This window comes from Streptomyces sp. 6N223 (genome assembly GCF_052246635.1).
Lineage (GTDB): Bacteria > Actinomycetota > Actinomycetes > Streptomycetales > Streptomycetaceae > Streptomyces.
Genome location: NZ_JBQQCA010000021.1, coordinates 17,083 through 32,661, shown reverse-complemented (window position 1 = coordinate 32,661; position 15,579 = coordinate 17,083). Strand labels below are relative to the sequence as shown.

8 protein-coding genes and 1 pseudogene are annotated in these 15,579 nt (G+C 73.3%); 3 read left to right on the top strand and 6 right to left on the bottom strand.

Annotation, left to right across the window (positions count from 1 at the left end; all coding sequences use genetic code 11):
- Nucleotides 1-58 precede the first annotated feature (58 nt).
- Nucleotides 59-832, bottom strand: coding sequence for a thioesterase II family protein (locus ACTWQH_RS15225; protein ID WP_443287063.1), 774 nt, complete (start codon nucleotides 830-832; stop codon nucleotides 59-61).
- A gap of 337 nt (nucleotides 833-1,169) precedes the next feature.
- Between ACTWQH_RS15225 and ACTWQH_RS15220 the strand changes: the two genes are divergently transcribed.
- Nucleotides 1,170-1,799 (top strand): response regulator, encoded by a 630-nt coding sequence (locus tag ACTWQH_RS15220; RefSeq protein WP_443287062.1) that lies wholly within the window; start codon nucleotides 1,170-1,172, stop codon nucleotides 1,797-1,799.
- Here the strand turns inward: ACTWQH_RS15220 and ACTWQH_RS15215 are convergent.
- Both ACTWQH_RS15215 and ACTWQH_RS15210 read right to left on the bottom strand, forming a co-directional pair.
- Nucleotides 1,766-2,917, bottom strand: a complete 1,152-nt coding sequence (locus tag ACTWQH_RS15215; RefSeq protein WP_443287061.1) for a hypothetical protein — start codon at nucleotides 2,915-2,917, stop codon at nucleotides 1,766-1,768. The genes ACTWQH_RS15220 and ACTWQH_RS15215 overlap by 34 nt on opposite strands.
- Nucleotides 2,910-4,013, bottom strand: a complete 1,104-nt coding sequence (locus ACTWQH_RS15210) for a sensor histidine kinase (RefSeq protein ID WP_443287060.1) — start codon at nucleotides 4,011-4,013, stop codon at nucleotides 2,910-2,912. The genes ACTWQH_RS15215 and ACTWQH_RS15210 overlap by 8 nt, the downstream gene beginning before the upstream one ends.
- Before the next feature lie 280 nt (nucleotides 4,014-4,293).
- Here ACTWQH_RS15210 and ACTWQH_RS15205 point away from each other — a divergent pair, with 280 nt between their 5' ends.
- A complete protein-coding gene (locus ACTWQH_RS15205) occupies nucleotides 4,294-4,509 on the top strand; it encodes a DUF5988 family protein (protein WP_443287059.1) in 216 nt (71 codons plus the stop codon).
- Nucleotides 4,510-4,653: 144 nt separating this feature from the next.
- On the opposite strand, the gene ACTWQH_RS15200 is transcribed toward ACTWQH_RS15205, so the two are convergent.
- The 3 genes and pseudogenes from ACTWQH_RS15200 to ACTWQH_RS15190 all read right to left on the bottom strand — a co-directional run bounded on the left by ACTWQH_RS15200 (nucleotide 4,654) and on the right by ACTWQH_RS15190 (nucleotide 6,233).
- Nucleotides 4,654-5,127 carry an AfsR/SARP family transcriptional regulator gene (locus ACTWQH_RS15200; protein WP_443287137.1) on the bottom strand — a complete coding sequence of 158 codons (474 nt, stop codon included), beginning with the start codon at nucleotides 5,125-5,127 and terminating at the stop codon, nucleotides 4,654-4,656.
- A 6-nt stretch (nucleotides 5,128-5,133) separates the two neighbouring features.
- Nucleotides 5,134-5,364 (bottom strand): annotated as a pseudogene (locus ACTWQH_RS15195) (AfsR/SARP family transcriptional regulator); the annotation flags it as partial.
- Between the two features lie 95 nt (nucleotides 5,365-5,459).
- A complete protein-coding gene (locus ACTWQH_RS15190; RefSeq protein WP_443287058.1) occupies nucleotides 5,460-6,233 on the bottom strand; it encodes an AfsR/SARP family transcriptional regulator in 774 nt (257 codons plus the stop codon).
- 747 nt (nucleotides 6,234-6,980) lie between these two features.
- Here ACTWQH_RS15190 and ACTWQH_RS15185 point away from each other — a divergent pair.
- Complete coding sequence (locus tag ACTWQH_RS15185) at nucleotides 6,981-15,569, top strand: type I polyketide synthase (protein WP_443287057.1); 8,589 nt, start codon at nucleotides 6,981-6,983, stop codon at nucleotides 15,567-15,569.
- Nucleotides 15,570-15,579 lie beyond the last annotated feature (10 nt).

The following is a 15,579-nucleotide window of genomic DNA, read 5'->3' as shown; positions in this document are numbered from 1 at the left end:
GCGAGGCCATGCCAGGCCTTTGCCCGGCACGGCCTCGCGCCGCCGTCACCTGACGCCGTCACCGGGGGTGCGCGAGGTACTCCTTGAGGTCCATCATCACGCGCTCGACGATCTCCTGCGTGTGCTGCGACAGGAAGAAGTGCCCGCCGGCGAAGACGTGCAGCTCGAACGCGTCCGTGGTGTGCACCCGCCAGGCCTTGGCGTCCGACACGCTGGTGCGCGGATCGGCGTCGCCGATGAGCGCGACCACGCGGCAGCCGATCCTGGCCTCCGGCTCGGCGCGGTAGGTCTCGATGGCCTGGTAGTCGTTGCGGATCGCGGGGAGCACCATGCGCAGCAGCTCGTCGTCGGCGAAGACCGCGGCCTCGGTCCCGCTGAGGGTGCGCATCTCCTCGATGACGGCGTCGTCGTCGCCCTGGTGAACGCGGTCCTCCGCCTCCCGCACGATGCCGGGCGCGCGCCGGCCCGAGGCGAAGAGCACGACGGGGCCGGTGCCGCCGTCCCGTTCCATGCGTCTGGCGGTCTCGAACGCCACCACCGCCCCCATGCTGTGCCCGAAGAAGGCCAGCGGCCCGGAGGCGGCCAGCGGCCGCAGCACCTCGGCCAGCCGGTCGGCCAGTCTCCCGATCTCCGGCACGAGCGGTTCGTTCCGCCGGTCCTGGCGTCCCGGGTACTGCACCGCCAGCACCTCAACGCCGGGGGCGAGCGACCGGGACATGGGAATGTAGAAGCTCGCCGAACCACCGGCATGAGGGAAACACACCAGGCGTATGCGAGCCCCCGCCGCCGGTGCGAAGGTCCTCAACCACACTTTGTCGATCTCTGCGACCATGCTGCTCCCGTCAGCGCACGAGGCCGTGTCGCCCTCGATTCTCACCTCGGCTTCTAAACCACGTCTTTCGTTGTACGGTCTGACCCGGGTCACGGTCGTGACCAGCGGCGTCGACCGGCAGGTGTGACGGATTCCTTGGAGGAAAGGAGCGAAAGGCGGGGAACACTCTGGGCAGGCTCGCCCCGAATGAGCAGGATCCTCAAGCATCAGGTGAAGCATCACCTCAAGCGGGTCCATTCCACGAAACTCGGGGTGCGTCTGGTTGTCTGAACGGTGAACACGCGGTCTCTAGCCATTGGGTAGGTGGGTGTTGGAGTCAGAGATTCCCCTCAGCGTCGTGTTAGTCGATGATCACCCCGTGGTCCGCGCGGGGATCTCGACGTGGTGCGCGGCCGCCGATGTGCCGATCACGGTCGTGGCCGAGGGTTCGGACGTGTCGGTGGCGCACTACGGACCCGGCAGAACCGCGGACGTGGTGGTCCTGGACCTGCTGCTCAGAAACGGCAGACCGGCGTACGACGAGTTGCAGGAGTTGGTCGCCCAGGAGCGGAAGGTCGTCGTCTACACCATGCGGGACAGCCAGGAGGCGGCGTTGACCTGCATGGATCTCGGCTCGGCCACGTACATCACCAAGGCGGAGGGGCAGCGGCACCTGGTCAAGGCGATCCGCGCCGCCGCCGAGGACATCCCCTACACGCCCCCGGCGCTGGCCGGCGCGTTCGGCAGCGACACCCGGCAGAGCCGCCCGCTGCTGTCGGTGCGGGAGGTGGAGGTGCTGGTGGAGTGGTTCCAGTCCGAGTCGAAGGCGATGGTCGCCCAGAGCCTGGGGATCTCGGAGCGCACGGTGAACACGTACCTGGACCGGGTGCGCATCAAGTACGCCAACGCCGGCCGCCCGGCGACCACGAAGGCGAAGCTGGTGGCCAGAGCGGTTCAAGACGGCCTCATCTCGCTCGACGAGCTGTGAGCGCGGGTCCGGCATGCAGCCTCCACCAGGAGCTTGTCCTCGCCGTGCACGGTGCGGACCCGGATCTCGCGGGCCGAGGGCTCGGGCAGCTCGGCCTGCCGCGCGTCCACCACGACGCCCACCCGCACCTGGTCCTCGCCGCGGACCACGGTGACGCGCGCGGTGCGCTGCGCGGCGGCCAGGGCGGCGATGACCGGGTCGATGAGTGCGCGGCGCAGCGGCAACGGCAGGTCGAGGGGGGCGCCGCGCACGGCGAGCTGCACGGCGGTGCCGTTGCGCTCGGCCACGTCGATGCAGGCGCGCATCTCGTGGACCAGCGGATCGAAGCTGTAGTCGCTCTCGGCGAACAGCCGTCTCAGGCGGGCGGCCTCCAGCGCGCAGGCGCGCCGCACCTCCTCGTCCTCCGGGTCGAGGGAGCCGTCGGCGAGCCCGGTCAGCAGCGGCAGCACGGTGGAGTTGAGCTCGGCGTAACGCCGCCGCTGGTCGGCGTGGATCTGCGTGGCGACGGCGATGCGCGTGCCCACGCGCTCCTGCACTTCCAGGGCCTCCCCGACGGCCGCGCTGCTGTCGATCAGCAGCTTCGCGCCGGTCGAGATCGTCAACTGGAACAGGGAGGCGGACAGGGCGCTGACGGCCGCGCCCACGGCGACGGGACGCGAGGGGACCTCGACGGCCAGGAGCTGGGCGACGGTGACGGCCAGGTGGCAGCTGATGAAGACGCTGGAGGCCACCGGCCCCCGGTGGCCGAGGAGGACGACGGCGAACCAGCCGGCGATCTGGAAGGACCAGTGGGAGGTGTCGACGAAGTAGTCCTCGGCCGGGAGCTGGCTGTTGGCGGCGACCGAGGCGGCGAAGGCGCAGGCCAGCGCCGTCGGCACCCAGCCGCGCGGCCACGGGCGGCCGTCGATGCCGAGGACGAAGCTGCCGGCGAGCACCAGCGTCATCAGGGCGAAGGCGGCCACCTGCACCCAGGGGTGCCGGTAGTCGCCGAGGTTGGAGAGCAGTCCGGGCAGCGCGAGGCCGATGTGGAGGGTGGCCAGGATGAGCAGCGCCCCGGTGCGGATGCCGCGGAGCTGGTGGCGGGCGATGAGCTGGCGGTGGTCCGGGGGTTCAGACACGCGGCCACTCCAGTCTCACGGTCGTGCCGCGCCCCGGCGCGGACTCCACGCTGCCCCGGCCGCCCACGTTCCACATGCGTCCGCGGATGGAACGTCTGATGCCGATGCGTTGCGTGGGGATCCGCTCGGGGTCGAACCCGACGCCGGCGTCGGAGACGGTCACGACCATCACGTGCTGCTCGCGCTCGGCCGACACCCGCACGGCGTCGACGCCGGCGTAGCGGGTCACGTTGCGCAGCGCCTCGCCCAGGCTGCCGCGCAACGCCGCCGCCGCGGGGCGCCAGACGGTGCCGAGGTCGTCGTCGAACGTCGCCGTGACGCGGAGGGGATGGCCGGCGATCTCCTCCGCCAGCTCGGCGGTGAGGTCCACCTCGCCCGCGGCCGTCTGCCCGGCGCGCAGCCGGGCGATGTCCCGGGCGGCCTGGGCCCTGACCGTCTCCGGCGGCATCGAGGACCACGGCGCCGAGGCGATCAGCAGGGTGGCGCAGGCGGTGTCGTGGAGCGCGGCGAGGTGTTCGCGTTCGGCGGCGCAGCGGGCCTCCTCCACTTCCCACTGCTGCCGTGCCCGCGCCGCCCGGTCGGCGGCCTCGTCGGCGGCCCGGCTCTCGCCGAACACCAGCCGGATCACGACCTGGGCGAGGGTGATGTTCACCAGCACCCAGCAGACGATGGGGAGGGCCTCGGTCCACTGCCCGGGCCGGTGCAACGCCGTGCCGGCGAGATCGGCGCAGCACAGCCAGACGCCCGCCGGGATGCCGATCCGCGCGGGCAGGGTGAGCTGGTAGGAGACGGCCGTGAAGTCGACCGCCACCAGGATCCAGGTGCTGCCGTGCACGGTCTGCGCGTCGGGGATCGTCATCGGCTGGGTCAGGCACAGCGCCGTCATGACCGTCAGGTCGGCGGCGAGCAGCAGCCCGGGCCGTACCGCCGAGGCGGTGGCGAGCCGCAGATGGGCCCAGCTCCACACGACCGCGACGGCGGCGAACGCCGCCGCGGGCGCCATCTCCGCCACCGGCATGGCCAGCACGGCCAGCACGGCGCAGCCGCTCACCACGCCGGCGCGGCCGCGGAGTGCCAGGCGTCTGTTGAACGCCATGTATTCCCGTGCCCATGGTCCCTGCGGACCGGAAACGCGGACGAAGCCCGGAAGGGCCATGCTGGGCTGCTGTAAGGCTATCTTCATCGGTCATCATCCCCGGCGACCAGGCTGCGGCAATCGGATTCGTCATTTGTCGGTCGAACGACCCTCACACCATATGGCGCGGGGCGTCTAGGCTTGACCAATCGCGGCGACCAACGAATAAGTCGCACATCGGCGCACTTTCGCCTCATTCCAACCTTCTCTTGGACGTGTAGTGAAGGGAATGCAGTCTCTTATGCCCACACCTGCACCCAACGCCATCCTGCGCGGCGGTCCCATTGAGGTGCCCGATCAGACGTCCATGCGGTACGTCGATGACATCGAATCGATCCTGAAGCTTCCTATCGGCAACGCCTATGAGCACTTCCGGCCCACCGGGGAAGTCCTGGAGCACGAGGGGCGGAATCTGCGGGTCTTCGAATGGATCCGCCGCACCTACGTGGCAGAGTGACCAGGCCGGAGGAATCGCCAGTTCTGGAATGCATGCCGACTCTCCCGCGCGCATCCACGCGCGGGAGAGTTCGGGCGTTATGGGGTATGGGTTTGGGGTATGAGCGGGGCCGGGATGGCGCCTTCGCCGCCCCGGCCCTTCGCGTCAGGTCGAGGCAAGAACGGTGTGGCGGAGTTCCCGGAGCTTCCGGCCTGGCTCCAGGCCCAGCTCCCGGTCGAGAACGCGCCGGGCGTACTCGTATATGCCGAGGGCGTCGGTCTTCCGGTCGGAGCGGTAGAGGGCCAGCATGAGCTGCCGGTAGAACGTCTCGCGGAGCGGGAACTCGGCGACGAGGGAGCGCAGCCGGCCGACGATCTCCTGGTGGCGGCCGAGTTCGAGCTGCACCTCGACGGACATTTCGGTGCATTCGATGCGCAACTCGTCGAGCCGCTTGAGGAAGCCCGCGACGATCGGGCCAGGCTGGACGTTGGCCAACGCGGGCCCGCGCCAGAGGTTCAGCGCCTGCTCGAAGCAGGCGGACGCCTCGGCGTGCTCGCCGCATCTGACGCGCTTTCGTCCCTCCGTCACGAGCCGCTCGAAGATGTCGACGTCGCATTCGCTCGAGGCCCTGCGGAGCATGTATCCACCGGGGCGCGTGATGATGGGGTTCTGCTGGCCCGGCCGGCCGAGGAACTTGCGAAGGCGCGAAACGCATACGTAGATGCCGGCGGTCGTGTGCTGCGGAGGCAGTTCGCCCCATATCTCTCTCGTGAGCTGTTCCGCCGTCACGACCTGGTCCGATCGAATCAGCAGGACCGCCAGGACCGTGGCGAGTTTCTGCGCTTTGAGCGGTGATCTGCCCTTCTCATCGACCACACGAATGGGTCCCAGAATCTCGTACCGCACGAAATACCCCCTGTACTTCGAACTTGGCTTGCGTGACGTGAGACTGCAGTGCGCGTAGAAACCGGCTAGACCGTTACGGCCTCGGGCTCGAGTTCCGGGGCATCGACGAGCACGGCGTGGTGCAGCCGCCGAAGGGCGGCGGAGGGCTCAAGACCGAGTTCCTCGCTCAGCACGGTGCGCGCCGACTGATAGACGCTCAGAGCGTCAGCCCTGCACCCCGAGCGGTAAAGCGCCAGCATCAGTTGGCGGTAGAACGCCTCGTGCAGCGGAAGCTCCTCTATCCGCGCGTAGAGATAGCTGACGAATTCCCGGTGGCGCCCGAGTTCGAGGCCGGCGTCGACGAACCACTCGACGCATTCCAGCCGGGCCTGCTCGGCCCAGCACACGAAGCCGTTGACGATGGCTCCGTCGCGCAGGTCCTCCAGTACGGGGCCGCGCCAGAGGCCGAGTCCCTCCTCGTACGCCTCGCACGCCTCCTCGACGCGCCCGGCCCGCTGGGCGGCCCGTCCCTGGCGCACGAGGTCCTGGAAGATGTGGAAGTCCAGCTCGTCCGAGCCCAACCGCAGGACATATCCGCTGCGAGCGGTCACGATGGGGCTTTCCGACCGGTCGGGCCGCCTGAGGAACTTGCGGAGCTGGGACACGTACACGTGGAGCGCGGCGATCGCCTGACGCGGTGCGCGCGTGCCCCATATCTCCTTCATGAGTTCTTCGCTACTAACCACCTCATCCGCACGCACGAGCAAAGCGGCCAGCAGCACTTCGATCTTCCGGGCACTGAGCGACCTCATGGACGTGCCGTCAACGACGCGCAACGGGCAAAGTATCTCGTACCTCATGATGCGCGACCTCCCACCGTCGCCTGCGTCTTCTCGCAGCAGGGGGACATTCCAATGTCATCGAATACGGTCAGCATTCGACATTCACCCCGATTTTGAAACGTTTCTTCCAACCAGCAGCCGCATGCTTGGTGCGGCCGGATTCCTTTATGATCGCGCGTCAGGCTTCAACCAGGGCGTCTTACCCGCGCCAAAGACACCCCAGACAGAATGAAAGCACCTCTACATCTTTCACGCGAATGCAACATTGTCCCCAGATTCGATGTTTTCGTCAGGTGAGACTGGTCTTCCATTTTCCGCAGATCGACGGTTGCTTCACGATCTGGTCGCGCTGGCTCGTGGCACCGCTCGACGGCCGGCACCACAGACGTTAGTTGCCTCGGTCGGGAGAGCAATCAGCAGCAGCGCTCGTGGAGAGGGCGGCATTGACGCATCCTAACTGCGCGACGCGCAGCGGTGTGAGGGTCGATGGACCGACAACCAAATAGGTACATAGCCGGATTCGTCGATGACACATGCGTTCTGACCAGGCCACTCTCGGCGACGGCCGCGGTGTGGCGTTCGTCTCTTCCGGGGCCGGCGAACGAGATCATCGCGCACATACGCAACGCATACGCAACCCATACGCAACTTCGCCTTCAGCGGACCCCATTCAGTTAGGTCAACTTTAGGTCTTATTCCGAGAATGAACGCAGTTCGGGGCATGTGATGGGCCCATAACCAGTCGATTGATGTATGGGGGTGGTCATGGCCGGGAGCAGCCCGACCCGCTCGCCGCAGGTAACCGTGCCCGTCGCGATCGTGGGCCTCGCATGCCGCTTGCCGAACGCGCCGAACCCGGAGGCGTTCTGGCGCCTGCTGCGCGCCGGTGAGAATGCCATCGCCCCCGTGACGAACGGCCGTTGGCCCGCCCGGGCCGGTGCGCCGCCGTACTTCGCCGGACTTCTGGACCGCGTCGACGCCTTCGACGCGGCTTTCTTCGGCATCTCGCCGCGCGAAGCCGTGGCGATGGACCCCCAGCAACGCCTGATGCTCGAACTGGCCTGGGAGGCCATGGAGGACTCGGGGCTCCGCCCCGAGACCCTGGTGGAAAGCCGCACCGCGGTGTTCACGGGCGCGATCTGGGACGACTATGCCACCCTCCTCCACAGGCACGGACTCCACGACATTACCCGTCACACGATGACGGGTCTGCACCGCGGCATCATCGCCAACCGGATATCCCACCGCCTGGGGCTGCGAGGCCCGAGCCTCACCGTGGACGCCGCCCAGTCCTCGGGGCTCGTCGCCGTCCACCTGGCATGCGAGAGCCTGCGCCGGGGAGAGGCCGACCTGGCGCTCGCGGGCGGCGTCAACCTGATCCTGGCCGAGGAGAGCATGCGGGTCGCCGAGGCCCAGTTCCAGGGCCTCTCGCCGGACGGCCGGTGCTACACCTTCGACGCGCGCGCCAACGGCTTCGTGCGCGGCGAGGGCGGCGGCATGGTGCTCCTCAAGCCGCTGGCCGACGCCCTCCGCGACGGCGACCCGGTGTACTGCGTCATCGAGGGCAGCGCCGTCAACAACGACGGCGCCACGGACGGCCTGACCCGGCCCAGCGCCGACGCCCAGGCGAACGTCCTGCGGCAGGCGTGGGACCGGGCCGCGGTCGAGCCCGCCGACCTCCAGTACGTCGAGCTCCACGGCACCGGAACGCCGGTCGGCGACCCGATCGAGGCCGCCGCCCTCGGCGCCGCGCTCGGCGGCCACCGCCCGGCACACGCACCCCTGCGGGTCGGCTCGGTCAAGACCAACGTGGGCCACCTGGAGGCTGCCGCCGGGATCGCGGGCCTGCTGAAGACGGCCCTGAGCATCCATCACCGGAGTCTCCCGCCGAGCCTCAACTACGCCACCCCGAACCCGGACATCCCGCTCGGCGAGCTCGGCCTGCGCGTGCAGACCGAGTTCGGGCCCTGGCCGGACGAGGAGCGGCACCTGCGGGCCGGCGTCAGCTCCTTCGGCATGGGCGGCACCAACTGCCACGTCGTGCTCGCCGAGCCGCCCGCCCGAACCCCCGACCCCGCGCCGCCGGCGCCGCGCACCGCCCCGCCGGTCACCGCCTGGCCGGTCTCGGCGGCGAGCCCCGCCGCGTTGACCGCCCAGGCCGCCGCGCTGCGCGAGCACCTGCGGACGCACCCCGACCTGCACCCGGTCGACGTCGGTCACGCGCTCGCCACCACCCGCACGGCGCTCCCCCACCGCGCCGTCGTTCTCGGCACCGACGGCGCCGAACTCCGCGAACGCCTCGACGCCCTGGCCGGCGGCACGGAGACCACCGGCGTGGTCCGGGGCCGACCGGGCGAGGGCCAGGTCGCGTTCCTCTTCAGCGGCCAGGGCAGCCAGCGCCCCGGCATGGGCCGCGAGCTGTACGCGGCGTACCCGGTCTTCGCCGAGGCGCTGCGCGAGGTGTGCGGGCACATGGACCCGCTCCTCGACACCCTGCTGCTCGACGTCATGTTCGCCGAGCCCACGCCGGGAACGACGTCGCCGCTGGACCAGACGGCGTTCACCCAGCCCGCGCTCTTCGCGATCGAGGTCGCCCTCTACCGGCTGGTGACCTCGTGGGGTCTCAGGCCCCACCACCTGATGGGCCACTCCGTCGGCGAGATCGCCGCCGCGCACGTGGCCGGGGTCCTGTCGCTGCCCGACGCCTGCGCGCTGGTGGCGGCACGGGGCCGCCTCATGCAGTCGATCCCCGCGACCGGCGCGATGGCCGCCTGGCAGGCGACCGCCGAGGAGGCGGAGAGCGCGCTGGCGGCGTACCGGGGCCGGGTGGGCCTCGCGGCCGTGAACGCCCCCGCCTCGGTCGTGGTCTCCGGCGACCGCGACGACGTGGTGGAGGCGACCGACGCCTGGCGGGCGCGGGGCCGGAAGGCCACCGTGCTGAAGGTCAGCCACGCGTTCCACTCCCCGCACCTGGACGGCATCCTCGGGGAACTCCGCGCCATCGCGGCCGGGCTGACGTTCGCCGCCCCCGCGCTCCCGATCGTCTCCAACGTCACCGGCGCGCCCGCCACCGAGGACCAGCTCCGCTCCCCCGGCTACTGGGCCGACCACGCGCGGCAGGCCGTGCGGTTCGACGCCGGCGTGCGGCACCTGTGCGACGCGGGCGTCGGCACGTTCGTCGAGCTGGGCCCCGACGCCTCGCTGACCGGCATGGCGCGCGAGAGCATCGCGGCCTGGGCGGCCGACGCGCCGCGGTCCCGCCCGGCGGCGATCGCGGTGCAGCGCCGCGAACGACCGGAGGCGCACACCTTCGTCACGGCGATGGCCCAGGCGCACGTGCGCGGCACCGCCGTCGACTGGGCGGCGGCCTTCGCCGGGCACGAGCCCCGGCGGGTGAGCCTGCCGACCTACGCCTTCCAGCGCGAACGCCACTGGCCCGACGCGGGTTCGCTCGACGCCGCGCCTTCGCAGGGCGCGCCGACGGCCACGTCGCCGGGCGACACGGCAGCGGCCGCGGCATCGGGCGCGGATGCCGACGCCGCCACCCCGGCGGCCGGCGACCGCGCGCCCTCCCCGGGCGAGCTGCTGACGCTCGTCCGCACCCACACGGCCCTGGTGCTGGGACACGCCGGCCCCGACCGCGTCGACCCGGCCCTGACCTTCACCGACCTCGGCTTCGACTCGTTCGCCGCGACGGAGCTGAGCGAACGCCTCGGCGCGGCGACCGGCGTCACGCTGCCCGCCACCCTCACCTTCGACCACCCCACGCCCGCGGCCGTGGCGTCCTGGCTGGGCTCGGCGCGCGACGGGCGCGCCGCCGCGGCCCCGGCGGTACGGGCCGGCGGCGCGGCCACGGCCGACGACCCCGTCGCCGTGGTGGCCGTGAGCTGCCGCTACCCCGGCGGCGCCGACTCCGGCGACGCGCTGTGGCGCCTGGTCGACGAAGGCGTCGACGCCGTGGGCGACTTCCCCGGCGACCGGGGCTGGGACCTGGCCGAGCTGTTCGGCGGAGAGCCCGGCCGGGCAGGCGGCAGCGCGACGGGCCGCGGCGGCTTCCTGTACGACGCGGGCGACTTCGACGCGGAGTTCTTCGGCATCAGCCCGCGCGAGGCGCTGGCCATGGACCCGCAGCAGCGCATCCTGCTCGAACTCTCCTGGGAGCTGCTGGAACGGGCCGGCATCCCGCCGGCCTCGCTGGGCGGCAGCGCCACCGGCGTGTTCGTCGGCGCGACCGCGAACGACTACGGGCCCAGGCTGCACGAGGCCACCGACGAGATCGACGCGCACCTGCTGACCGGCGGCACGCCGAGCGTGGTGTCCGGCCGGGTGGCGTACGCCCTGGGTCTGGAGGGTCCGGCCCTCACGGTGGACACCGCCTGCTCGTCCTCGCTGGTCGCCCTGCACCTGGCCGCGCAGGCGCTGCGGCGCGGCGAGTGCGACCTGGCACTGGCCGGCGGCGTGACGGTGATGGCGACGCCGGGCATGTTCACCTCCTTCTCCCGGCAGCGCGGCCTGGCCCCGGACGGGCGGTGCAAGCCGTTCGCGGCCGCCGCCGACGGCACCGGCTGGAGCGAGGGCGCGGGCCTGGTGCTGCTGGAACGCCTCTCCGACGCCCGCCGCAACGGCCACCGGGTGCTCGCGGTCATCCGCGGCTCGGCGATCAACCAGGACGGCGCCAGCAACGGCCTGTCCGCCCCCAACGGCCCCTCGCAGCAGCGCGTCATACGCCAGGCCCTCGCCGACGCCCGCCTCTCCCCGGCCGATGTCGACGCCGTCGAGGCGCACGGCACGGGCACGACGCTGGGCGACCCCATCGAGGCGCAGGCGCTGCTGGCCACCTACGGCCAGGACCGGCCCGGCGACCGGCCGCTGCGCCTGGGCTCGATCAAGTCCAACATCGGCCACACGCAGGCCGCCGCGGGCGTGGCCGGCGTCATCAAGATGATCATGGCGCTCCGCAACGGCCGCCTGCCCGCCACCCTCCACGTCGACCGGCCCAGCCCGCACGTCGACTGGACCAGCGGCGCCGTCGAACTCCTCGCCGAGCCCGCCGACTGGCCGCGGGCGGACGAACGCCCCCGCCGCGCCGCCGTCTCCTCCTTCGGCATCTCCGGCACCAACGCCCACCTCGTCCTCGAACAGGCCCCCGGCGGGCCCGAGCCGGAGCGGCCCGAACCGGGGCCGGCACCCGAGGCAGCCGGCGGCGTCGTGCCGCTGGTCCTCTCCGCCCGCACCCCCGACGCGCTGCGCGACCAGGCCGGGCGTCTGGCCGACTGGCTCGACGGCACCGGCACCGGCACCGCGCCGTCCCCGCAGGACGTGGGCTGGTCGCTGGCCACCACGCGGTCGGCGGACCGGCACCGGGCCGTCGTCAGCGGCTCGGACCCGCGCGAGCTGCTCTCCGGCCTGCGCGCGGTGGCGGACGGCCCTCCGGTCGCCGCCGCCCTCGCCGCGGCGACCGCCCCCGGCCCCGTCATGGTCTTCCCCGGCCAGGGCTCGCAGTGGCGCGGCATGGGCCTGGAACTGCTGGAGGCCTCCCCCGCCTTCGCCGCGCGCGTCGCCGAGTGCGAGGCGGCGCTGGGCGAGTTCGTCGACTGGTCGCTGACCGACGTGCTGCGCGGCGCGCCCGGTGCGCCGGACCCGTCCCGGGTCGACGTCATCCAGCCGTGCCTGTGGGCGGTGATGGTGTCGCTCGCCGCCGTCTGGGAGAGCTTCGGCGTGACGCCCGCCGCCGTCGTCGGGCACTCGCAGGGCGAGATCGCCGCCGCCTGCGTCGCCGGCGGCCTGCCGCTCCGCGACGGGGCCAGGGTCGTGGCGTTGCGCAGCCGGGCGCTGCGCGCCCTCGCGGGCCAGGGCACCATGGCCTCGCTCGCGCTGAGCGGCGAGGAGACCGACCGCTTCCTCGCGGAGCGGGGCGCGGAGGCCGCGCAGGTGACCGTGGCGACGTTCAACGGGCCGTTCTCCACAGTGATCTCGGGGCCGACCGACCAGGTGGCCGCGGTGGTGGCGGCGTGCGAGGCGGCCGGCCACCGGGCCAGGACGATCGACGTGGACTACGCCTCGCACGGCCCGCAGGTCGACCGGCTCGCCGACACGATCCGCGCCGACCTGGCGGGGATCGGCCCGCGCGCCGCCGCCACGGCGTTCTACTCCGCCGTCACCTGCGCGCGGCAGGGGACCGAGGAGCTGGACGCCGAGTACTGGTTCACCAACCTGCGGCAGCCGGTCCGGTTCGCGCCGACGATCGACGCCATGCTGGCCGACGGGTACCGCGTCTTCATCGAGGTCAGCCCCCACCCCGTGCTGATCCCCGCGCTGCGCGACTGCTTCGAGGAGGCCGACGTCCCGGCCGTCACCGTGCCGACGCTGCGCCGGGACCAGGGCGGCCAGGAGCAGGTGGCGCACGCCCTGGGCGAGGGCTTCGCGGCGGGGCTCGCCGTCGACTGGAGCCGCTGGTTCGCCGAGTTCGCCGACGGCCGGGTCCGGCCGCGCACGGTCGAGCTGCCCACCTACCCCTTCCAGCGGCGGCGTTACTGGCTGACGCCGGACGAGGGCCGCCGCGAACAGCGCGCGGCGGCGGCCGGCACCCGGCCCGCCGGCCACGCGCTGCTGTCCTCGGCGGTCGAACTCGCCGACGGCGGCCTGGTGTTCAACGGCCGCCTCCCGGGCGACGCCGACTGGCTCGGCGGCCACACCGTGGCGGGCGTACGCCTGGTGCCCGGCGCCGCCCTGGTGGAGTGGGCGCTGCTGGCCGCCGACGAGGCGGGCGGGGCGTCGCTGGAGGAGCTGCTGTTGCGCGCGCCGCTGGAGCTGCCCGCGTGCGGCGAGGTGCTGGCGCAGGTCGCGGTCGCGGCGCCGGACGACTCCGGCCGCCGCGAGGTGCGGATCTCCTCCCGCCCCACCGACGCCGGTGCCGGGTGGACCTGTCACGCGGTGGGCTCGCTGGTCCCCGGGACACGGGCCCAGGAGGCCTGTCCGGTGGAACCGGGGCTGTCCGCGGACGCCGAGGCCATCGAGCTGACCGGGCTGTACGAGCGGGCCGAGCTGCGCGGCTACGGCTACGGGCCCGAGCTGCGCGGCGTGCGGGCGCTGTGGCGGGACGGCGCCGAGCTGGTCGCCGACGTCGCGCTGCCGGAGGAGGCCGGGGACGACGTGGAGGGCTTCGGCGTCCACCCGGTGCTGCTGGACGCCGCGTTGCAGCCCGCGCTGCTGACCGGGCCCGACGAGAAGGACGACGCAGACGACGCGGACGGCGCGGACGGCGCGGCTGCGGACGACCGGCTGTGGCTGCCGTTCGCGTGGAGCGGGGTACGCCTGTGGGCGACCGGGGCCCGCGCCGTGCGGGTCCGGCTCTCGCCGGTGGCGGGCGGCACGGACGACGAACGCGAGCTGCGGATCGCCGTGTCCGACACGGCCGGGGCTCCCGTGCTGAGCGTCGCCTCGGTGGTGCTGCGCCCGCGGAGCGCGCGGCAGGTGCGCGAGGCGAGCCAGGCGGCCGCCGGTGGTCTCTTCGCCGTCGAGTGGGTGCCGGTGGCGCCCGGCGACGGGGAGCCGGCCGGGCGGGTGGCCGTGCTGGGCGAGGCGCCCGCGGAGCCGAGCGGGCCGCGCGCCGACCGGTACGCCGATCTCCCGGCGCTGCTGGCGGCGTTGGAGGCGGGGGCACCGGCCCCGGCCGTGGTGCTGTGGCGCCCGCCGGTCGGGGACGACGACGCCCTGGCCGGCGTGCGCGGGATCGCGGAGGTGCTGGGCGCCTGGCTCGCCGAGCCCTCGCTGGCGGGCAGCCGCCTGGCCGTGCTCACCCGGCGAGCGGTCGACGAGCCGGCGGATCCCGCCGCGGCGGCGGCCTGGGGCTATGTCAGCGGCGTCCAGGCGGAGCACCCCGGCCGCCTCTCCCTGATCGACACGGACACGGACACCGACGCCGGCGACGGCGCCGTCGCGGACCCGGTGGCCGTGGCGCGGGTGGCCGCGCTCGACGAGCCGCGGGCCGCGCTGCGCGGCGACCGGGTGCTCGTGCCACGCCTGGCGCGCTCGGCTCCCGTCCCGGGCGGCGCGGTCTTCGACGCGGAGGGCACGGTCCTCGTCACGGACGCCTCAGGCCCGCTGGCCGACGCGGTCGCCGAGCACCTGGCCCGCGCCGAGGGCGTACGGCACCTGCTGCTGCTCCGCCTCGGCGGCGGGCACGGCGAGGCAGGCGACGAAGGCAATGAAGGCGATGAAGGCGATGAAGAGCGCTGGGGCGCCCGGGTGCGGGTCGTCGAGGCCGACCCGCTCGACGCCGACGCGCTGGACCGGGCGGTGGCGCAGGTCGATCCCGCCCATCCGCTGACCGGCGTCGTCCACGCCGCGGGGCTGTCCGCCGACGCCGCGACGGCGAGCGGCTGGGCCGCGGCGGCGGGATCCCTGACGGCGCTGCACCGCGCGACGGCCGGGCTGCGCCTGGCGCGATTCGTGACCCTGTCGGACGGCGCCGCCCTGTGGGGCGGGCCGGTGAGCCCCGAGGCGGCGGCGGCCGGCGCGTTCGGCAAGGCCGTGATCGCCGAGCGGCGGCGGGCCGGGCTGCCCGGCGCGTCGGTGGCGTTCGGGCCGTGGGCAGCCGCCGGTGCCGATGCCGATGCCGATGCCGATGACGGTCCCTGGGCCGGGGCGGTGGGCGCCGACCGAGGGCTGGCGCTGCTCCTGGCGGCCTGCCGCGCCGACCGGCCCGCGCTGGTGGCGGCCGGCATCGACGCCCGGGCGCTGGCCGCCCGGCCGGTCCGCGAGCTGCCGGCGGCGCTGCGCGCGCTCGCCACGGGCGGGGCCGGCGCGTCCGGCGGGTCCGGCCGTGCGGCACCGGCCCGGCCGGTGGCCGCCGCCGCGCCCGGCCGGACCACCGACTGGGCGGACCGGCTGGCGGGTCTCGCGCCGGCCGAACGGAGCCGCACCGTGCTGGAGCTGGTGCGCGACCACGCGGCCACCGTGCTCCGGCAGTCCGACCCGGGGGCGGTGCGGGTCGACGCCTCCTTCAAGGAGCTGGGCTTCGACTCGGTGACCGCGGTCGAGCTGCGCGACCGGCTGGTGGCGGCCAGCGGGCTGCGGCTGCCCGCAGCCGTCGTCTTCCGGCACCCGACGCCGCAGGAGCTGGCCCGCCGCATCGAGCAGCAGCTCACCCCCGACGAGCCCACCCCCGCGAACTCCACGCACGACACCACCAGCACGAGCGGCACGCACAGCACGGGCGAGAACGACGGGAACGGCACGACGCCCGACGCGGCGGACAAGCTGGCGTCCGCCTCGGCCGAGGACCTTCTCGACTTCATCGACAACGAGCTGGGCGTGCTCTCCGACGCCCGTCCCCCGCACCCCTCCCGCTGAAGGCCGGTGA

What these genes read in the sequence shown, in the direction of transcription:
- ACTWQH_RS15225 (WP_443287063.1), bottom strand. Translation starts at nt 832, where the DNA reads ATGGTCGCAGAGATCGACAAAGTGTGGTTGAGGACCTTCGCACCGGCG.
- ACTWQH_RS15210 (WP_443287060.1), bottom strand. Translation starts at nt 4,013, where the DNA reads ATGGCGTTCAACAGACGCCTGGCACTCCGCGGCCGCGCCGGCGTGGTG.
- ACTWQH_RS15205 (WP_443287059.1), top strand. Translation starts at nt 4,294, where the DNA reads ATGCCCACACCTGCACCCAACGCCATCCTGCGCGGCGGTCCCATTGAG.
- ACTWQH_RS15200 (WP_443287137.1), bottom strand. Translation starts at nt 5,127, where the DNA reads ATGCTCCGCAGGGCCTCGAGCGAATGCGACGTCGACATCTTCGAGCGG.
- ACTWQH_RS15190 (WP_443287058.1), bottom strand. Translation starts at nt 6,233, where the DNA reads ATGAGGTACGAGATACTTTGCCCGTTGCGCGTCGTTGACGGCACGTCC.
- ACTWQH_RS15185 (WP_443287057.1), top strand. Translation starts at nt 6,981, where the DNA reads ATGGCCGGGAGCAGCCCGACCCGCTCGCCGCAGGTAACCGTGCCCGTC.